This window comes from Hallella mizrahii (genome assembly GCF_009695775.1).
Lineage (GTDB): Bacteria > Bacteroidota > Bacteroidia > Bacteroidales > Bacteroidaceae > Prevotella > Prevotella mizrahii.
In genome coordinates this window covers 140,406-161,282 of the sequence record NZ_VUNG01000003.1, presented here as the reverse complement: position 1 = coordinate 161,282, position 20,877 = coordinate 140,406, and the positions used below count along the sequence as shown (strand labels likewise).

Sequence of the window (20,877 nt, the reverse complement as noted above, 5' to 3'; positions counted from 1 at the left end):
AGTGACGAATCAAAACAATGTTGAGTGATGAATATCAACATTCACCACTCAACATTCATTATTCATACTGTATCATTTGCAGCGCGTCGGCGATCTTCTCGATACCTTCCTGCAACGGTTTTTTCACCATGCCGCTGATAAAGGGGTTGAGATCCGCCTTAATGGTGAGCTTCATCTTGCACGTGGTGTCTGTCACGGGCAGCAGCTGAATCCAGAAGTTGAAGGGCAGCGGACTCTCCTGTGTCTCGAACTTTATTGTCTTCGGTGCCTCACGCTCCACGATGACGAGCTTCACAGTGCCCATCTGCGTGCTGACCGAGATGCTGTCGGTATCAAACGACAAATCCTTGATCTTGTCCTCAGGCAGGCGGTCGCGCACTCGGTCGATATTGCTCAGATCGCTCAGCATCGCATAGACCGATGCCTGTGGATAGCCGATCTGTCGGATCGTGCTTTCTATCTTTGTACTCATATTATATATGTGCGTATAGATAAGGTATGTCTCGACTTATTTCTTCCAATTGGCGGGATCCTTGCGCCACTCATGCAGCGTGGCGATGTCCTCAGCCTTGATATAACCCGTTTCCTCAGCCTTCTCCACGACGTGCTCATAGTCGGTCAGCGTGACGAGCTTCACCTTGGCATCCTCAAACGCCTTTTGGGCAATCGGGAATCCATAGGTGTAGCTGGCTACCATGCCCACCACATCGAAACCGGCCTGGCGCAGAGCGGCAACAGCCTTCAACGAACTGCCGCCCGTGGAGATGAGATCTTCCACGACAACCACTTTGGAGCCCTCGGGCAGCGTGCCTTCGATGAGGTTGCCCATGCCGTGATCCTTGGGTTTCGAACGGACGTAGCAGAAAGGAAGGTTCAGCTCATCGGCCACCAACGCCCCCTGGGCGATGGCTCCCGTAGCCACGCCGGCCACAGCGGTAGCCTCGGAGAAATGCTCCAGCACAGCATGAGCCAACTCCAATTTCACGAAACTGCGCAAGTCGGGATAGGACAGCGTCTTGCGGTTGTCGCAATAGAAAGGCGACTTCCAGCCCGATGCCCATGTAAACGGATCGTTGGGCTGAAGTTTAATGGCTTTGATCTTCAGCAGTTTCTCTGCAAATACTTTCTGTAAGTTATCCATAGTTGATTTTGTTTATGCTTGTAACAGTTGACGCTACAAAGTTAATGAAAAAAAGGCAAAAGGCATACTTGTCACCTTGTTTTTCTTTGTCATTTGGAAAAATATCCGTAACTTTGCACGCGAGTTTTATAATATGTTTCATCAATGTGGAAGAATTTGGCTGCTTGCAACCACACTAAAAAATGCTAAAACTGCAAAATCACCCTCAGATTTTACGGTTACTTGGCGTTATTCCACGCTTAAAAAGTAATGGAAAAATGAGTTATCTATTTTCTTCAGAATCCGTTTCGGAAGGACATCCCGACAAGGTGGCCGACCAGATTTCCGATGCCATCCTCGACCAGTTCCTGGCCTATGACCCTAAGGCTCACTGCGCCGTGGAGTCGTTTGTCACCACCGGACAGGTAGTGATCATGGGCGAGGTGCACTCCAACGCCTACATCGATCTGCAAGCCATGGCGCGCAAAGCCATCAAGCGCATCGGATACAGCAAAGCCGAGTATCAGTTCGACTACAACTCCTGCGGCATCCTCACGGCTATCCATGAGCAGAGCGGCGACATCAACCAGGGCGTCAGCCGCGAGAAAGAGGAAGAGCAGGGCGCCGGCGACCAGGGTATGATGTTTGGCTACGCCTCCAATGAGACCGACAACTACATGCCCGCCACCCTCGACCTGTCGCATCTGATCATGTACACCTTGGCACAGATCCGCAAGGAAGGCAAGGTGATGACCTATCTGCGCCCCGATGCCAAGAGTCAGGTGACCATGGAATACAACGAGCAGAACGAGCCCGTGCGCATCGACACCATTGTGGTCTCGACCCAGCACGACCCGTTTGTCGAGCCCAAGGACGACAGCCGCAAGGCTCAGAAAGAGGCTGACGAGCAGATGCTTGCCAAGATCCGCGAGGATGTCATCAACATCCTCATCCCTCGCGTCAAGGAAGCCGCCGGCGACAAACTGCGCCGACTCTTCGACAACAGTTTGGCCAACGCTGCCGAGACAGAGGCCAACGCCAGCGAACGTGAGCGCAAGCTGATGCACGATGGCATCAAATACTACGTCAACCCGACGGGCAAATTTGTCATCGGCGGTCCTCACGGCGACACCGGACTGACCGGACGCAAGATTATCGTCGACACCTACGGAGGACGCGGCGCACACGGCGGCGGTGCCTTCTCGGGCAAGGATCCCAGCAAGGTAGACCGCAGCGCAGCATACGCCGCCCGCTATATCGCCAAGAACATGGTGGCTGCCGGTGTGGCCGACGAGATGCTTGTGCAGTTGGCATACGCCATCGGTGTGGCTGAGCCCGTGAGCGTCTATGTCAACACCTACGGCCGCAGCCATGTCAGCCTGAGCGACAGTGAGATCGCACGCAAAGTGAAAGACCTCTTCGACCTGCGCCCCAAAGCCATCGAGGACACGCTCAACCTGCGCCAACCGATCTATTTCGAGACTGCTGCCTACGGTCACATGGGACGCCAGTGCCAGAAAGTCAAGAAAACTTTTGAAAGCCTCTATCACGAGAAAAAGACGATGGAGGTGGAACTCTTCACATGGGAAAAGCTCGACCAAGTGGAGCGCATCCGCAAGGCCTTCGGCTTATAATATCGCAGGGGCGGGGACTTCGCCTATGCTCTGCTCCTGCCACTCCACACAAGGACGGTCTCCGGGCCGTCTCTTGTATTTTTGATTAGCAAATGATACAGCAAAGCGATTCTACGGCAGTTGCCACACCCGTGCAAACCAAGCAGCACACTGCCACAAACCACAAGAGTGGCTACCGATCTCCATGGGATATCATCAAGACATTGCCCGCCACGGCAACGCCTTGGCAACAGGACTCGGCCATCAGGGCTAACTATAAGTTTCCACAAGTCGACTGGGCTCACTACCACAATCCACTGCGCACGCCGACCACCAAGCCCACAGGCTTCGGAAAGATGAACCTCAACCGGCCGCTGTACTACAGTCATTCGCTCGTACAGCCCGACTCTATCTATCGTCCGGAGTACGCTACTTACCGTCAGGGAGTGGCGGGAGATCCCGTGCCCTACTCCATCGCCAGCGACAACCTCATCTCTTCGGTGCTCATCGCCTGCTTTGTCTTTGCCCTCATCGCCATCGCCAAGTCCGGAGGTTTCATCCGCCGACAATTCAAGAACTTCTTCTATACACAACGCGAAGGTACCACCGAGATCACTGAGACCAGTAGCGAGCTGCGCTTCCAGCTATTCTTACTGTTGCAGACCTGCCTGCTCTTCTCGTTGGTATTTTTCTTCTATACCGGCAATTATGCCGGTACCTCCTTCACCGTGCCGCAATACCTTACAGTAGGCATCTACACAGGCATACTCCTTCTCTACTTCGGCGTCAAGGCTCTGCTCTACGCTTTTGTGAACTGGATCTTCTTTGATAAGAAAAAAAACGAACAATGGAACAAGAGTATGCTCTTCCTTTCTTCGGTCGAAGGTATCGCTCTTTTCCCGATGGTCATGCTGTCGGTCTACTTCAACTTATCGCTGCAAACAACCATAGTTTACACCTCTGTTGTCGTCATTTTAGTTAAATTGTTGGCCTTCTATAAGTCCTACTTGATATTTTTCCGCAAAACGAGCGTTGTTGTGCAAAGTTTTTTGTACTTTTGTGCACTTGAACTCATGCCACTGGGCTCCCTGTGGGGTGTACTGGTGTTGACGGATAATTATTTAAAAATAAACTTTTAGGACACAATGATTAAGAAGATCATGATTTCCCTGCCTAAACCGGCGGGCGAGAAATCCCCGTATTACGATATCGAGAAAGAATTCGGGGTAGAGATCGTCTTTCGCCCTTTCATCAAAGTAGAAGGGCTCACTGCTAAGGAATTTCGCCAGCAGAAAGTAAGCATTCTTTCACATACGGCCATCGTCTTCACCTCACGGCATGCCATTGACTTCTTTTTCCAATTAGCCAACGAGCTTCGGCTTACCATTCCGGAAGACATGAAATATTTCTGCGTCACCGAGACGATATCTCTCTATATACAGAAATACGTGCAGTATCGCAAGAGAAAGGTGTTCTTTGGAAACACTGGAAAGATCGATGATCTCATCCCCGTGATGATGAAGCACAAACAGGAGAAATATCTCGTGCCGCTGAGCAGCGTACACAACGACGACATCAAGAATATGCTCGATGCCAAGGGACTCAACCACACCGAATGTGTCATGTACCGAACTTTGAGCAATAACTTCACTCCGGAAGAGGTGAAGAACTTCGACTGCGACATGCTGATCTTCTCCACACCTACCGGTGTAAACTATCTTACACAGTCTTTCCCCAACGTCAAGGAAGGCACACTCAAGCTCGGTGCCTTCGGACCTGCCACAGGAAAAGCCATCGAAAAAGCTGGACTACCCGTCTCGCTCATGGCAGGCACCAAGGAATATCCTTCGATGATTGCCGCGCTCAAAGCTTTCCTGAAAAAAGAGAACGGCGAGGACTAATCACACACATGACACAGTTTAGACCGACACTTGGCAAGAGTGAGCGCATCTATCACCGAAAAGACATAGACGCACTCTTCAAGGAGGGCAACAGCCACTCGATGTCTGCCTTTCCGATCCGAGTTGTGTACATGCTGATTCCTACCACAGACAACGACGAACAGCAGGACGAAAGACCGCAACGACCGCAGGCCAAGCTCCTCATCAGCGTGCCCAAGCACTGCTTCAGAAGAGCCGTGAAACGCAACCGCATCAAGCGACTCGTCAGGGAGGCTTACCGCCACAACAAAAGCCTTGTCGCGCAGTGGCCGCTCGCCATCGCTTTCATCTGGATGGACAGAAGGATGCCTGACGCTGCTACGGTCAACAAAAGCGTGGTCAACCTTCTCGCGCGCATTCACGAGAAGATGGCCGGCACCAATAAGGAACAGCCAACTCCCAACTCTTTGAGTAGCAACGAATGAGGAAACTGTTGCATTTCGTCTCACATGGCCTGGCATGGCTGCTGGTGCAGCCAATCGTGTTCTACCAAAAGTTCATCACGCCCTACACGCCTCCTTCGTGCCGCTTCACGCCGACATGTTCGGAATATGCGCGTCAGGCTATCCTTAAGCACGGCCCCGTCAAAGGACTGCTCCTGGCCATCTGGCGCATCCTGCGCTGTAATCCATGGGGAGGCAGCGGCTACGACCCGGTGCCATAATTCCCCTTCCATCTTTTGTTGATGACATCATCGGCTCTATGAGCCCTAAACATATAAAAATGAAAAACTTCGTAGAAGAACTGAAATGGCGCGGCATGCTCGCCCAAATCATGCCGGGCACTGAAGAGTATCTCAATACTCATCTCGTTTCGGCATATCTGGGTACCGACCCTACTGCCGACTCTCTGCATATCGGACACCTTTGCGGCATCATGATGCTGCGTCACCTGCAGCGCTGCGGACACAAGCCTTATCTGCTCGTCGGCGGTGCCACAGGTATGATCGGTGATCCTTCGGGAAAGAGCCAGGAGCGCAACCTCCTCGACCAGGACACGCTCTATCACAATCAGGAAGCCATCAAGAAGCAGGTCAGCAAGTTCCTCGACTTCGACGGTACGGAGCCCAACAAAGCAGAACTGGTCAACAACTACGACTGGATGAAGGACTATAAGTTCCTCGACTTCGTGCGCGACATCGGCAAACACATTACCGTCAACTATATGATGGCTAAGGACAGCGTGCAGAAACGTCTCAACGGCGAGGCTCGCGACGGTCTGTCTTTCACCGAGTTCACCTATCAGTTGCTCCAAGGCTACGACTTCCTCTATCAGTATGAGCACTATGGTGTGCGACTGCAGCTCGGCGGCAACGACCAGTGGGGTAACATGACCACCGGCACAGAGCTCATCCGCCGCACGCTCGGCAACGATGCCGAAGCCTTCTGCCTCACCTGCCCACTCATCACCAAAGCCGACGGAAAGAAGTTCGGCAAGACCGAGAGCGGAAATGTATGGCTTGACCGCAACCGCACCACACCATATGCCTTCTATCAGTTCTGGCTCAACGTCAGCGACGAAGATGCCGAACGCTATATCAAGATCTTCACCGACCTCGATAAGGAGACCGTCGACGCGCTCATCGCCGAGCACCGTCAGGATCCAGGCCGCCGTGTGCTGCAAAAACGACTCGCCGCTGAGGTCACCACGATGGTACACTCCAAAGAGGACCTCGACATGGCCATCGCCGCCAGCAATATTCTCTTCGGTAAGGCCACCAAAGACCAACTCGCTCAGCTCGACGAGGCTACGCTCGTGGACGTCTTCAAGGATGTGCCTCACTACGAACTCGGCAAGGACCAGCTCGGACAAAAAGCCATCGACCTGTTCTGCCAGGACGGTTGGGACATCTTCCCCAGCAAGGGCGAGATGCGAAAGATGGTCAAGGGCAATGGCGTGAGCCTGAACAAGGAGAAACTTACCGCCTTCGACCAGCCCGTCACTGCCGAAGATCTCATCGACGGCAAGTACCTGCTCGTGCAGCGCGGCAAGAAGAACTATTACCTCATCACGGTGAAGTAATTCTCAGGCTGTTTCCGGAATAAGACTCCGGCAATTCCGAACAAAGATATAAACGGCAACCTTCCGTAGGAACGGTTGCCGTTTTTTTATGCTATTCGTGTCGCTTTCTCATAAAAAAGATGTACTTTTGTAGTGAAACTATCCCATCAACCCTACATAACATCTAAATCTCATGCTGAAACGCTACACCTTATTATTATATAGCCTACTGACAGTCTTCCTCGTGCTGGTTGCCGACAACGGCCTGCTCCACACTCCAGCTGAGGGATTGTCGGCCAGTACCACCAACAGCATCATACAGGACAACTACGGCTACATCTGGATCGGAACGGAATATGGCCTCAACCGCTACGACGGCTACCACTTTTCGGTGTATCATGCCGCAAAGTCAGACACGACATCCTTGCCCAGCAACGAGATCACGGCGCTCTTTCTCAGCCGCGACAAGCAGTTGTGGGTGGGATGCAGCAAAGGACTGGCCAGATACGACGCACGGCACAATCGCTTTGTCCGGTATCGTTTTCCCGACACAATACAGCCTCGTGTGGAGTCGATCGTAGAGACGGCCAATGGTCAACTGCTTCTCGGCACAGCAGGATACGGACTCTTTGCCATCGACAAGATTCAGAACAAGGCCATAAGGCTTAAAGCCTTCTCACGAGGGCAAGACGACGAGTTTGCCAGCAAACTCTTCCTTGACCACCAAGGCGTGCTTTGGCGGTGCAGCCACAACAACATGATCAGCCGCTGGACGCTCAACGGACTCCATCCGCGCCGTGTGACCGATTTTCGTAGCGACGTCGGTCCGGTGATGAGCTATATACAGCGACCGCATGGCGTGATGATGATCTGTATGTATGGCATACTCTACTACGACGAGCCCACGGCAAGCCTTTCACACGCCGGTTCTGGCGTTACGATATTCGACAAACAAGTATCTGTGCGCAAAGGCATTGCCGACAGGCAGGGCAATCTCTTTATCGGCAGTTCTGGTCATGGGCTTTTTGTCATCAGAAACGGAAGCTCCAAACTCGAGAGTGTCACCGATGACAATTCTCAGTTCAATCTCTCTGCAGCCAACGTCAATGACATTTACCAAGACCGCGACGGAAATCTATGGGTGAGTTGCTACAAGAAAGGCATCTATCTCATCAGCCACAAAGCCACACCTTTCCGTGCCGTCTCCTTTGCGGATAAGGGCGTACGCTTAGGCAGCAGCGTGTCCTCTATTGCTGCTGATGGTAAGGGTGGCGTCTGGTGTGTCGTACAGAAAGCAGGCATCTACCACTTTTCTGCTGACGGCACTGTCAGTGGCAGAGTCAGCGCACCGGAGAGTCCCAACACACTATGGAGATCTGCTGACGGTCATTACTGGCTCGGCACTGAAAACGCACTGTGGAGCTATGACCCCAATACCGGTGCCCGCTCCTGCAAACTACAGGTGCAGGGCTGGGGAATCAATGCCATCGCTGATGCCGGTCGCGGAATCTTAGCGGTGAGCAACTTCGGAAAAGGACTACTGCTTTACAATCCCACCACAGATCGCCTTCGGCAATATTCAATGGCTCAAAACGCCAAAACTCATCATTCTTTGATCAACGACTGGGTGAGAACAATGCTAAAGGACCATCAAGGTCTCTTATGGATTGGCACAGCAGACGGTCTGGCTTGCATGGATCCAGTGACTGGCTCCTTCTCTGTCTTGGGCTGGCAATGTCAGCTACGGGGAATTCAGGTCTACGCACTTTGTGAGAACCGTCGCAGAGACATCCTCGTGGGTACCACCGAGGGGCTTTTCGTCTACGATCGCCAACACCGGACGACAAGACGAATGCCCGACGACACAGCCCTGCGCAACGTCACCGTCTATGGCATCGTGGAGGATCATAGCGGTGACCTATGGCTGAGCACCACCGACGGCATCTGGCAATATGACCACCGGCGACACCGCTTCATCGGTCACATTCACGGCAATGGTCTCGCCTCGGCAGAGTATATTCCGGGCGCTGCCATACATAGTGACAACGATGACATTTGCTTTGCTACCAGCGACGGACTGACGATGTTCACACCACAGCACGTGCGCCACAACACCATCCGACTCAGAACCGTGTCCGTCACCCGCCTGACTGTCAACGGTGAAGAGCATGCTTTGCCTTTTGGGAAGCTGAAGCTCAACCACAACGAAAACAATCTCTCCTTCGACTTCAGCCTTTTCAACTACACAGACGCTGCCGACATCATCTATCAATATCGCATCAATGACCAACAGCCATGGATGTCGTTGGAAGCAGGAGTGAACCGTCTGACATTGGGCGAAATGAAGCCCGGCACCTATCACATAGAAGCCCGCGCTGTGTACAACGGTCAGATGTCTACGCCCCAAGAGATCATCACCGTGGTCATAAGCCAGCCGTGGTATGCCACGCTTTGGGCTTTTCTTGTCTATGCGCTTGTTGCCGTGGGCATCGTAGTGGCTGTTCTGTACTATGTCGAGCGCAAGCGGACCATAGACCTTGAAGATCAGAAGATGCAGTTTCTCATCAATGCCACACACGACATCCGCTCTCCGCTCACACTCATCCTTGCCCCCTTGGCCAAACTGCGACAGACGTTGAGTGGCACACCGTCGGAAAACGATGTCAACACTATCGACCGCAACGCCAAGAGACTGCTGCTACTCGTCAATCAAATCCTGGATGAGCGGAAGCTTGACAAGAACCAGATGCAACTGCAATACGCCGATACCGACATGGTGGCAGCGATACAGGGTGTCTGTGCCATGTTTCAGTACAACGCCCGTGAAAGGCATATCGCCCTCAACTTTGAGCACGCTGACAAGGAACTGTGGCTCTCCGTCGATCCGCAGAATTTCGAGAAGGTGCTCATCAACCTGCTGTCCAACGCATTTAAATACACACCCGATGGCGGAGAGATCTGCTTCCGTCTCACCCACGACGAGACTTCTGTCGTCGTCAACTTGCTTGACACCGGTTGCGGATTCAGCGGCCAGGAGGCACGTCACGTCTTCGAGCGTTTCTATCAAGGCCGCAACCATCCCGGCAAACACCTGTCCGGCACCGGCATCGGCCTCAACCTCTGCCAGGCTATCGTCAAGATGCACGGCGGCACGATCCTCGCAGCCAACCGGCAGGACGGGCGCAGCGGTGCCTGCATGACCGTCACACTGCCATATATTCAAGGCGCTGCAAAGCCTCAGCATCCGCAAGCCTCTCCACGTCAGCAGGCCAATCGCGGTTGTCGCGTGATGCTTGTCGACGATGATACAGAGCTGACGCAATACATCGCCAACGAGCTTGGCAAATGGTATCGCTTCGACGTCTTTGCCAATGGGCGCGACGCACTGCAGGCGTTGCTGACTGACAAGCATTACGACGTGGTCATCTCCGACATCATCATGCCCGTGATGGATGGAATAGAACTGCTGAAACGCATCAAGGGCAATCCTCAGATCAACGACGTGCCCGTGGTGATGCTCACCTCCAAAGGCGAGACCGTCGACCGTCTGCAAGGTATCTCTTCGGGTGCCGACGCCTATATGGAGAAGCCCTTCAGCATGGAAGAGCTCCATGCTGTCATTGACAATCTCGTCGACAACGTCAGAAGGCTCAAAGGCAAATACTCTGGAACACGTGACCAAGTCGAGAATATCAAGCGCACACCTACCACAGGCAACAATGAGCAACTCATGGACCGTGTCATGCAATCGGTCAATAACCACCTCGCTGATCCGGAATACAGTGTGGAGACACTCACCGCCGACGTAGGCATCAGCCGTGCGCAGCTCCACCGCAAAATGAAGGAGCTGACAGGCATCTCCACTGCCGAGTTTATCCGCAACATCAGAATGCAGCGGGCGGCAGAGTTGATTGAGGAGGGAAAAATCAATATCACACAGATCGCTTATGACTGCGGTTTCAACAGTCAGTCGCATTTCTCCACCGTCTTCCGCAAGCATTTTGGGATCACTCCCAGCCAATATGCCGCTCAGCACACGTCTGAAACAAACAGAAACGAGCATGAAACAAAACTGAACCCATGAAAATCTAAAAACTTTTAACTTTGCGTCCATGGCAATCCACAGCAAACAAATGAAACGCTACATAAAGCTGATCATAGCCTAATACGCTTATAACATCAACCTAAACTATAAAAGGACCATGGAACACAAAAGTTTTCAAGCCATCAAGGCACTCGTTGCCTTGGGGATCATCTCGGCGATCCCAATGGTCGCGTCGGCACAGAACCGCACAGTCCACGGCGTTGTAACAGACGCTGAAGGGCCTGTGATAGGTGCTACCGTGAAAATAAAGGGCACGGGCACGGGTACCGTGACAGACCTCGACGGCAAGTACACACTGTCTGTGCCTGCCGGAGCCACCATCGAAGTATCGTACGTGGGCTACAACACTCAGTATGTCAAGGTAGGCCGAAATGCTGTCTACGACGTCACACTCAGTCAGGATGCCAAGCAACTCAGCGAGGTTGTCGTCGTCGGATATGGCACGATGAAGCGGTCTGACCTGACCGGTGCGGTCACCTCCGTTGGCAGCAAATCGATAGAGAAGTCGATTCCCACCAGCATCGACCAAGTTCTCGCCGGCCGCGCTGCCGGTGTGCAGGTGCAGGCCAACACAGGTACGCCGGGCGGTTCCTCTACAATTCGCATCCGTGGCACCAACTCTCTCAACGCCACCTCACAGCCGATCTTTGTCATCGACGGTGTCATCATCGACGCCTCGGCAGGCGATGAGGGTAACACCAACCCGCTGGCATCCATCAACCCCAACGATATCGTGTCGATGGATATTCTCAAGGACGCTTCGGCAACGGCCATCTATGGATCCCGCGCCTCCAATGGTGTGATCATGATCACCACACGACGCGGACAAGCCGGCGAAGCCACAATCAACTACGACGGCTATGTGGGCTGGCAGACCATGCCCAAAAAGCTCGACGTGATGAATCTCCAGCAATATGCTCAACACTACAATGACATCGCGGCAGCACAAATCAAAGATCCCGTCAGTTCCTTTGTACGTCCTGAGTTGCTCGGCAGCGGCACCGATTGGCAGGACGAACTCTACCGCCATGCTTTGATGACGAGCCACAATCTCAGCATTTCTGGTGGCAACCAAGCCGTTACCTATGCCTTCAGCACAGGTTATCTCGACCAAGACGGTATCGCTATCGGTTCTTCGTTTAAGCGTCAGACCATGCGTGGAAACATCGACGCGCAAATCAAGAAATGGCTGAAAGGCGGCGTCAGTTTCTCGCTCGCCGACAGCAAGCAAAACACGCTGGCCAACAGCTACGGAATCATTCTCACGGCTCTCTCCTCGCAACCCTCTGTAGCCGTAAGGAATCCTGATGGCGGATACGACGGTCCCGACGACCAGTGGATGCCCGACAATCCCGTTGCCCTGGCTGAGATCACGACCAACTACAACAAAAAGCAAAACTTCCGCACCAACGCTTATCTCGAAGCCAAAATCATCAAGGGACTGACGCTGAGGACCGAGCTCTCGACCGACTACAACGACAATAAGTATTATTACTACATGCCCGACTATACCTTCGGCATCAAGAAGAGCGAGACACGCACGTCGAAATGGACAGCCACCAACACCAAATACTGGTCATGGCGCAATATCCTCACCTACGACAACAAATTCGGTCGTCACGCTATCAATGCGATGCTGGGTCAGGAGATGAGCCACAATCACTACGAGACGCAGGTGACGTCGGCCACCGGCTTCCCCTCGAACAGTGCCAAGGACCCGTCGGCAGGCAGCAACGACAGTTCTTCACCTGTAGGCTATCAGGACAACAGCTCGCTGTTCTCTTATTTTGGCCGTGCCTTCTACAGCTACGACGACCGCTATCTGGCTACGTTCACGCTTCGTCGCGACGGTTCCAGCAACTTTGCCGACGGTCACCGTTGGGGCTGGTTCCCCTCGGCTGCACTTGCCTGGCGCGTAAGCAATGAGAAGCTGCTAAAATCGGTCAAGGCGATCGACAACCTCAAGATCAGACTCGGATGGGGCGCCACGGGTAACCAAAACGTTGAGAACTGGGCCTATCTCGCCATGCTCACCACCTACAACACGCCTTGGGGCGTCGGCGTGCTCAATGGCAACAACGCCAATCCCGGCCTGAAATGGGAGACCACACACTCTTACAATGCCGGCTTCGACCTGAGCCTTTTCAACAACCGCGTCAGTATGGTCTTCGACTGGTACTACAAGAAGACCAACGACTTGCTCATGCGTCTCGACCTGCCCGCCTTCCTGGGCTCCGGTGCAGGCAGCAATTATGGTGTGGCCAGCAATCCCTGGGGCAATGTAGGCAGTCTGAGAAACACCGGTATAGAGTTTACCATCAACACGGTGAACGTCAACAGCAAGCACTTCCAGTGGACCAGCAACATCGTCTTCTCGCTCAACCGCAACAAAGTGCTCAGCCTTGACACAGAGACCGGCACGTTGCCACGCTCGTTCCAAACAGGTTCAGAGACCGTCACCGTGACCAATACCAAGGTCGGTGAGCCTATCGGACAGTTCTGGGGATGGAAAGTCATTGGCCGTTTCGACAAGCCCGAGGACTTCTACTACAAGGATGCGCAAGGCAACGTGAAGCCCGTCGCTCTACCCACCGGCACAAGCATCGGCAAGGCCGGCGCATGGCTTGGAGACTATATCTTTGAGGACATCAACGGTGACGGCGTCATTGACAACAACGACGAGACCTTCATTGGCAACCCAGAACCGAAGTTTACCTTTGGCTTTGGCAACACCTTCTCCTATAAGGGCTTTGATCTGACACTGCAGTTCACCGGTTCCTACGGCAACAAAGTGCTCAACTACAACCGACGCTCCCTCGAAGTCACGGGCTCTACGTCGAACCTGCTCACTACCGTGCTCAACTACGCCCGCGTGGAAAAAATAGATCCCAATGGTCCGGACGACTATCGCAATTATCACGTGGCCAACGCCTCATCGACGACAATGCCGCGACTCTACACCAGCAGCTACGCCAACGCCAACAACCGCGTCAGCGACGCGTTCATCGAGGACGGCTCCTACATCCGGCTACAGAACCTCTCGTTCAGCTACACCTTCCCACGGAAATGGATCAGCAAGATCTATCTCACCAATCTGAAGCTGTACATGAACATTCAAAATCTGTTCACCATCTCCAAATACGACGGCTACGATCCCGAGATCGGCTCGCTGTGGGGCGATGCACTGAAGAATGGCGTCGACTACAACCGCTATCCTTCTCCACGTATCTACACCTTTGGCATCAACGTCGCGTTCTGATATGATGATAAGTACGTGTATCATTCCTAATAACTTATGATCAATATGAAAACCACATTATTATATATAGGTATGTTGGCGGCCTCGACGATTGTCCTCGGCTCTTGCTCCGACGATTTTCTCTCTCAGTCCAACAGCCATCAGCTCACGCCGGAAAACTTCTTCGACTCCGACGCTGCCGTAGAGAAAGCCGTATGGCCGCTCTATAGCTATGTTTGGTACGACTTCAACGATAAGTTCTACTATGGCATGGGCGACGGGCGTGCCAATAACATCACGGCCCAGTACTCCAACTACATCTACCCCTATACCAACTTCACCGAGACCTCGCTGTCTCAGGGACTCACCGAGGCCTGGGGATCGCTCTACAGCGTGGTGGCGCAGAGCAACAATGCCATCAACAACATCCGTAACTATTCCACCGCCGCCGTGTCAGAGGCTGCCAAGCAGTCCGCCATTGCCGAGGCGCGCTTCATGCGTGGCACCGCCTACTGGTATATTGCCTCTTTGTGGGGATGCGGCATCATCTACGACAACACCTCCGACATGGTCAACAACTATGTAGTGCCCGCCAACAACCGCACCGACGTGCTGGAGTTTGCCATCCGCGACCTGGAGTATGCCGCCAAATATCTGCCTAAGACACAGACGGGAGCCGGACGCGTGACACGCTATGCCGCCTACGGCATGCTCTCGCGCCTCTACCTCTCCATGGCCGGACTCACTACCGACGGACAGTACAACGGCAGCAACATCAAAGCGGAAACCGACATGAACAGCGGCAAGCACAACGCCTACTATCTCGATCTGGCTAAGAAAGCGGCTCTGAAAGTCGTCAACGAGAGTGGAGCACAGTTGCTTGACAACTATGGCGACCTCTTCGCTGCCTCAACCATCGACAACAACAAAGAGAGCCTCTTCCAGTTGCAGTTCATTCCGGGCACGAGTGTGGGCGGTGCGGCTCAAAGCATGACACGCTTCCTGGCCTGGTCCACGATGGTGGCCGACCAGAATGCCTGGGGCGGAGCCACGTACTGTTCCTATGATCTCTTTGAGGAGTTCAGCGACTACAAGGATCCTACACTCAACACCAAAGTCGACGACAAGATCCGCCGACACTACAGTGTAGCCTCCTACGGCGAGAGCTATCCCGAACTGAGCGCCGACGCCTCCACCCCCTATGTCTATGGCAAGACCGAAAGCCCGTCGTCGCAGGGCGCAAACATCAAGAAGTATGTCATCGGCACTAAGAAGGTCAACGGATTCTCCGAGCCCAACAACAGCGGCATCAACACTTATATGCTGCGTCTGGCCGAAGTCTATCTCAACTATGTCGAAGCCGTCATGGGCGATGCCGACGCTACCAACGACGCAGTAGCACTCAAACTCTTCAACGCCATTCGCCTGCGGGCACAGGTGCCGGTGAAGAACAGCATCACATGGGAGGACCTGCGCCACGAGTTCCGCATGGAGTTTGCTTTCGAAGGACTCTATTGGTTCCAGCTCCTCCGCCGCAGCTACTCTCATCAGCAGGAAGTGGTCAACTACCTCAACAACCAGAACCGCAACGCCAGCTACTTCGAGTCCAGCACCAACACCTACAAGCTCAGCAAGGACTACGCCGCTCCCGGACCTGACGTGAAGATCGCCACAGCAGCCAACCTCGTGTTGCCGATGAGTGATACCGACCAGACCAAGAACCCCAACCTCAAGCCTGATGCCAGCGGCAAAGCCAAGACGGTGCCCTACACCTTTGGCGACAGAGAGGTGAGCGAGAGTGAACTCTTCCAATGAGAAAGCCGACAAAACGACTATAAGAATACAGAAAAAACATAGAAAGCCATGAAACATATATCATTCTTTCCTATTCAACACTTTGGCCTGCGCTGTGCCGCACTCCTCTCTGCCTGCTGTCTGCTGCTCCTTGCCGGCTGCAAGGACGACGACGGTGGCGAGGGTGCCACGATGACCATCAACAAGATCTATCTTGAGAACGCCAAAGCCACTGACTCCATCACTGACCGGGAGGTGACCTTCGCACGCCTCGGACAGCTCATACGCATCGAAGGATCGGGATTCACCGGACTGAAGCATATCTATATCAACGGCTACGACACCTATTTCAACAATGCGTTGCTCACCGACAACAACGTGTGGGTGACGCTCAATGCCAAGACACCTGTCGACAAGGCTGATGCCTCGGTGCACAACAAGATCACCCTTTACAAAGACGACGGCAATACGCTCACCTATGACTTCACCATTCGTGCATCAGCACCTGTCGTCAGCCGCGTCGACAACACACTGCCACAGCCCGGTGAGAAAGTCATTGTCTATGGTGCCAACCTCCAAGAGACTACCAAGGTCACGCTGCCCGGTGGCGTGACCGTCGCCGAAGGCATTGAGAGTGATCCCGACGGTGAGTGGTATAGCTTTGTCATGCCGGAAGGAGTGACCGCCAGTGGTTCCATCACCAGTGAGGGGGCCAACGGCACAGCCGTCACACCGGCCTATTTCAACAACAACGACTGCTTCATCCTGAACTTCGACGGCAAAGGCACACAGGGCGCATGGAGTGCTACATACAGTGCCGACGATCTTGTCGATGATCCATTGGGCACAGGACGCGGCAAGGTGGCAATGATCGTTCCGCAGAGTGTGCTCGATGAGGGTGGCATCAAGGCCGGTGCCAACGCCAAAGGCTTTTGGACAGCCGGCAACGACGACGCGCTCGACGACTGGACACGCATGACACAGTATATCCCCGCCACAACGCCCATCGACTCTGTCGCACTGCAGTTCGATGTCTACGTGCCTGAGCCTTGGAGCGGCAGCGGACAGCTGGAGATCACATTGCAGAACAATCTGTCGAACTATGGCTACGGATCGGGATGCACCAAGTACAGCAAAGACTACATCAACCAAGCCTATGCGTGGGTGCCCTGGCTCGACCGGACCACAGGAACCGTGTCGCCCTACGACACAGGCGGGCGTTGGCAGACAGTCACCATACCGCTCTCAGCGTTTGGCAACTACACCAACAGCGACATCAGCTGGACTTTCCAGAATGTCATCAACGACAAAAACAGTGGAAGTTACCGCAACTTCGGCTTTCTCTTTGTCAATCCTGATCTGAAGTACGACGAGAAGACAACCTACGAGGCCAAGGACTTCGCACAGAAGATCTATGTAGACAATTTCCGCATTGTTCCCTGCACGGCCATCGCCGTGAGTGACTTCTAACAGAAAAAAGTATAGCATTATGAAACTCAACAATATCATCATCCCGCTTGCCGCCCTGCTGCTGACGACGGCTTGCGACGACCAAATCATGAAATGGGGCACGCCCGAAGGCCACGGCACCGTGACGGCAGAGGAAATATCTCTCGCTGTGAAAGAGGTATTGGCCAACTATGCGCCTGTCAAGGAGTATGCCAAGCAATATACACCCAACATGCTTGTGGGGTTGGGCATGGGAGCCAGTCTGTATACCGAGAACTACAAGGATGTCTTCCAAGGGTTGGCCAATGAGAACTTCCAGATGTTCACTCCCGGCAATGCCATGAAGATGGATGCCGTGGTGGGCAACAGTGGCAAACTCAACTTTGCCGGCATAGACGCTCTCCTCGATGCCATGCCTTCCGAGGTGCGGCTTTATGGTCATAACTTCATCTGGTATCAGCAACAGTCTCAGGCCTATCTCAAGAGTCTCATCGCTCCGACAATGGTCGTCAAGACAGATGGCGACATCGCCAGCGTGCTGGCCAACGGCGGCTTTGACGCGGATCTCAGTTCATGGTCGGGATGGGGCAACAGCTCCACACGCGAATGGGAGAAGGCCAGTGAGGACGGTTCGGGATGCGCCCATCTGGTCAATCCCACAGATGCCAACCCGTGGTCGGCACAGATGGTGCAGAATTTCTCCATGCCGCTGGAGGCCGGTAAGACCTATACTCTGCGCTTCAAAGCCCGTTGCAACATCGACGCGGGCAGTCTCCAATTTGTCGTGCAGAACAACAAAACCTATAAGGGTGAAGGGTACATCACAGCTGCGGTCGGCACCAAATGGCAGACTTACGAGCTGACGATCACCACCAAAGCCGATGACCTCAACCAGTTCTGCGTCAACTTTGGCAAAGTCGCTGCGGAATACTGGATCGACGACATCCAGTTTGGCGAGAAGAGAGAAGATCCTATGACCAACGTGCTTGCTGGTGATGCTTCCGACTTTGAAGGCGGCACCACCGGCGGCTGGAGCTCCTGGGGCAGCAACAAGGAGAGCGGCACCGTGGAAACAGACATGGGCAAGGACGGCGGCTATGGACTGGTGCTCAAGACCAAGAAGGACGGCAACTACTGGGAAGCTCAGTGCGCCTACACGTTCGACAGCTATCTCGACGCTTCGAAGAAATACATCATCCAGTTCTGGGCCAAGAGCAACACGGCAGCAGGTAAACTGCAGTTCCAATATCAGAACGGCACGACCTACGGCTCGCAAGGTGCCTACAATGAGTTCAGCGTCGGCACGGAATGGACACTGTGCGAGGCTTCGTTCACTCCGGCATACGACGACGTCAACCGCATCATCCTGAACTTCGGCAAGGTCGACGGCACTTACCAGATCGACAACATCAAGTTTGGCGTTGCCAAGGATCAAGGCAGTGCCGCCGGTGCCAAGCAGTTTGTCAGCACACGGGCAAAGCGTCCGCGCCGGGCCACGACGATCAGCTATGTCGTCAAGACACCGGCCGAGAAGCGTACGGCTCTGCTCGGTGCCATGGAGTCATGGATCAAAGGCATGGCTGATCATCTCGCTGAGAAGAAAGTGGTGCCCTATGGTTACGACGTCATCAACGAGCCCATCACCGACGGCTCTAACCTGGTGCGCGGCGTGGACGACGGTGCCTTCGGCGGCAGCACAACCGACGACGACGGCAACACCACCTACGACAGCGCACCCACAGAGTCTGCGGCAGAAGCACTGAACCTCAACTGGGGCGATAACCGGTTCTATTGGGGATACTATGTCAAGGACTATGCTGTCAAAGCCTTCCAGATGGCCCGCAAGTATCTGCCCGCCGAGACCAAGCTCTTTGTCAACGACTATAACCTCGAAGTGAGTCCGGGCAAGCTTCAAGCCCTGGTGAAGTTTGTAGAAAACATCGACAAGGCAAACGGCAGTCCCATTGTTGACGGCATTGGCTCACAAGTACACTTCGACTTGCACGCCGCCACCGACAACACGGCGACCAACGATTCCATCATCAAGGGCCTGCGCGCTAAAGTCGACGCCATGTTTAAGGCGTTAGCCGCCACCGGCAAACTTGTACGCGTCACCGAGCTTGACGTCTCGCTGGGCACGAGCAGTCCGTCCGCCGCACAGTATAAGTGCCAAAGCGACTGCTACAAGATGATCTTCGAGTCGTATAAAGCCAACATCCCCGAGGCACAGCAGAGTGGCATCACCATTTGGAGCCTTTCCGACAACGAGGCAGAGCATGAGTACTGGCTCAAAGGCGACGTGCCCAACATCTTCGATGCCAGCTATCTTCGCAAGTGGGCTTATAAGGGCGTCTGCGACGGTATCGCCGGAGAGGATCTCGGACTGAAATATGGCGGTGAGGACTACAAGGCTTACTACGAGAAACAAAACGTGTCGAGCACGGTATCGGAATAAGCAATAAAGCGCAACAAAGCATTTGCCGGTCACTTTCTCTGTGGCCGGCATGTGCTGTTTCCATCCTCAAGAATGTACCGACAAGGGCTTGCGCGAGAAAGTATCATTAAGAAAACGGCCCGAAAATTTGGTGGGACACGAAAAAAGCTGTATCTTTGCAGTCAAGATTGTCGTATGGTGTAATGGTAGCACAACAGGTTTTGGTTCTGTTTGTCGTGGTTCGAATCCGCGTACGACAACATACCACTTTGCCAACCGTCTATGATTAATAGACGGTTGGCATTTTTTTGTTGTTTTGGATAGGTCTGATTTAGGCCTATTTGACTATCGATCACCCCCTTTTAGGACTTATGCCGGTTTGCGCCTCTACGCTCATAAGCACACAAAAAAAAGACTGCACGCCTCACGATGTACAACCTTCAAAAGATGTAATTCTACGCCAGGGTATGACGTTCAACTGCAAAGGCAATAAAAGAACTTGGTACCAGGGGCGCGTCCCTTCACGTTTCGATATACGTTTTTTTGCTTGCATCATAACCACCTTCTTATAAAGACAGATAGAACAAGTAGACGAGGCAAGGTGAAACTATACGTATCTTTATACCAAACAAAGCTTTTTCATGAGGGTTCATCCACAATCCAAAGAACATCCAGACTGGTCTCTTAAAAGAAAGATTACCATATAATAGCGCACACTTTGTTGTATATTCTGACAAAAAACAGGCCCTGAGAATCCATTTTTCTCCACGAAGACCGACTTTGGGCTGATTTTCGCGAAAAATATCAATATTCTACAATCTACTGATAATTAGATAGTTATGAAAATCATTACTTTCGATGAATATCAAACAAACCTTTTCTCAATAAATTCTCTAGAGAATTTTTGGTAAAACAACTGAGATGACCTTATCATCTCAGTTGTTTTATTGTGTCATCTCAGTTGTTTTATCGTGTCATCACACTGAGATGACCGGGACAAAGTACTTTTTTCTACTTATGACAACGCAAAAAAGATGAAAAAAGTCGGGGGAAAGCTTAGTTTTAGGGTTGAAAGACGATTTTACGGTCTCTAGATTGAACGACGAGGCGGAGGACATTTTGTAAAGAAGTATACAAAAATGCTTTATACAATTTATAGATGCAGACATCATCCAGCAATGTC

At 53.0% G+C, this 20,877-nt stretch carries 13 protein-coding genes and 1 tRNA gene; 12 read left to right on the top strand and 2 right to left on the bottom strand.

Features of this window, described 5'->3' with window-relative positions:
- Nucleotides 1–58: 58 nt before the first annotated feature.
- Both FYJ73_RS02575 and pyrE read right to left on the bottom strand, forming a co-directional pair.
- Entirely contained in the window at nucleotides 59–472 is a 414-nt protein-coding gene (locus FYJ73_RS02575; protein ID WP_154533153.1) for an SRPBCC family protein, read from the bottom strand.
- A 36-nt stretch (nucleotides 473–508) separates the two neighbouring features.
- Nucleotides 509–1,141 carry an orotate phosphoribosyltransferase gene (gene pyrE / locus FYJ73_RS02570; RefSeq protein WP_154533152.1) on the bottom strand — a complete coding sequence of 211 codons (633 nt, stop codon included), beginning with the start codon at nucleotides 1,139–1,141 and terminating at the stop codon, nucleotides 509–511.
- 257 nt (nucleotides 1,142–1,398) lie between these two features.
- Here pyrE and FYJ73_RS02565 point away from each other — a divergent pair, with 257 nt between their 5' ends.
- The 12 genes from FYJ73_RS02565 to FYJ73_RS02510 all read left to right on the top strand — a co-directional run bounded on the left by FYJ73_RS02565 (nucleotide 1,399) and on the right by FYJ73_RS02510 (nucleotide 19,954).
- Nucleotides 1,399–2,754: a methionine adenosyltransferase gene (locus FYJ73_RS02565; protein ID WP_154533151.1), complete on the top strand. Its 1,356-nt coding sequence runs from the start codon at nucleotides 1,399–1,401 to the stop codon at nucleotides 2,752–2,754.
- Nucleotides 2,755–2,846: 92 nt separating this feature from the next.
- Nucleotides 2,847–3,872 carry a DUF4271 domain-containing protein gene (locus FYJ73_RS02560; RefSeq protein WP_154533150.1) on the top strand — a complete coding sequence of 342 codons (1,026 nt, stop codon included), beginning with the start codon at nucleotides 2,847–2,849 and terminating at the stop codon, nucleotides 3,870–3,872.
- Nucleotides 3,873–3,878: 6 nt separating this feature from the next.
- Nucleotides 3,879–4,634, top strand: coding sequence for a uroporphyrinogen-III synthase (locus FYJ73_RS02555; protein WP_154533149.1), 756 nt, complete (start codon nucleotides 3,879–3,881; stop codon nucleotides 4,632–4,634).
- An 8-nt stretch (nucleotides 4,635–4,642) separates the two neighbouring features.
- The gene (rnpA, locus tag FYJ73_RS02550; RefSeq protein ID WP_154533148.1) at nucleotides 4,643–5,098 is read left to right on the top strand and encodes a ribonuclease P protein component; all 456 of its coding nucleotides are present in this window, start codon (nucleotides 4,643–4,645) and stop codon (nucleotides 5,096–5,098) included.
- On the top strand, nucleotides 5,095–5,337 hold the full coding sequence (gene yidD / locus FYJ73_RS02545) for a membrane protein insertion efficiency factor YidD (protein WP_154533147.1): 243 nt from the start codon (nucleotides 5,095–5,097) through the stop codon (nucleotides 5,335–5,337). The genes rnpA and yidD overlap by 4 nt, the downstream gene beginning before the upstream one ends.
- Nucleotides 5,338–5,396: 59 nt before the next feature.
- Entirely contained in the window at nucleotides 5,397–6,695 is a 1,299-nt protein-coding gene (gene tyrS / locus FYJ73_RS02540; protein WP_154533146.1) for a tyrosine--tRNA ligase, read from the top strand.
- Between the two features lie 172 nt (nucleotides 6,696–6,867).
- Entirely contained in the window at nucleotides 6,868–10,758 is a 3,891-nt protein-coding gene (locus tag FYJ73_RS02535; protein WP_154533145.1) for a two-component regulator propeller domain-containing protein, read from the top strand.
- Between the two features lie 118 nt (nucleotides 10,759–10,876).
- The gene (locus FYJ73_RS02530) at nucleotides 10,877–14,038 is read left to right on the top strand and encodes a SusC/RagA family TonB-linked outer membrane protein (RefSeq protein ID WP_154533144.1); all 3,162 of its coding nucleotides are present in this window, start codon (nucleotides 10,877–10,879) and stop codon (nucleotides 14,036–14,038) included.
- A 45-nt stretch (nucleotides 14,039–14,083) separates the two neighbouring features.
- The gene (locus FYJ73_RS02525; RefSeq protein ID WP_154533143.1) at nucleotides 14,084–15,832 is read left to right on the top strand and encodes a RagB/SusD family nutrient uptake outer membrane protein; all 1,749 of its coding nucleotides are present in this window, start codon (nucleotides 14,084–14,086) and stop codon (nucleotides 15,830–15,832) included.
- Nucleotides 15,833–15,880: 48 nt separating this feature from the next.
- On the top strand, nucleotides 15,881–17,281 hold the full coding sequence (locus FYJ73_RS02520; RefSeq protein WP_154533142.1) for a glycan-binding surface protein: 1,401 nt from the start codon (nucleotides 15,881–15,883) through the stop codon (nucleotides 17,279–17,281).
- Nucleotides 17,282–17,300: 19 nt separating this feature from the next.
- Complete coding sequence (locus FYJ73_RS02515) at nucleotides 17,301–19,715, top strand: endo-1,4-beta-xylanase (RefSeq protein ID WP_154533141.1); 2,415 nt, start codon at nucleotides 17,301–17,303, stop codon at nucleotides 19,713–19,715.
- A gap of 168 nt (nucleotides 19,716–19,883) precedes the next feature.
- Nucleotides 19,884–19,954: transfer RNA gene (locus FYJ73_RS02510), tRNA-Gln, on the top strand.
- The last annotated feature ends 923 nt before the right edge of the window (nucleotides 19,955–20,877 follow it).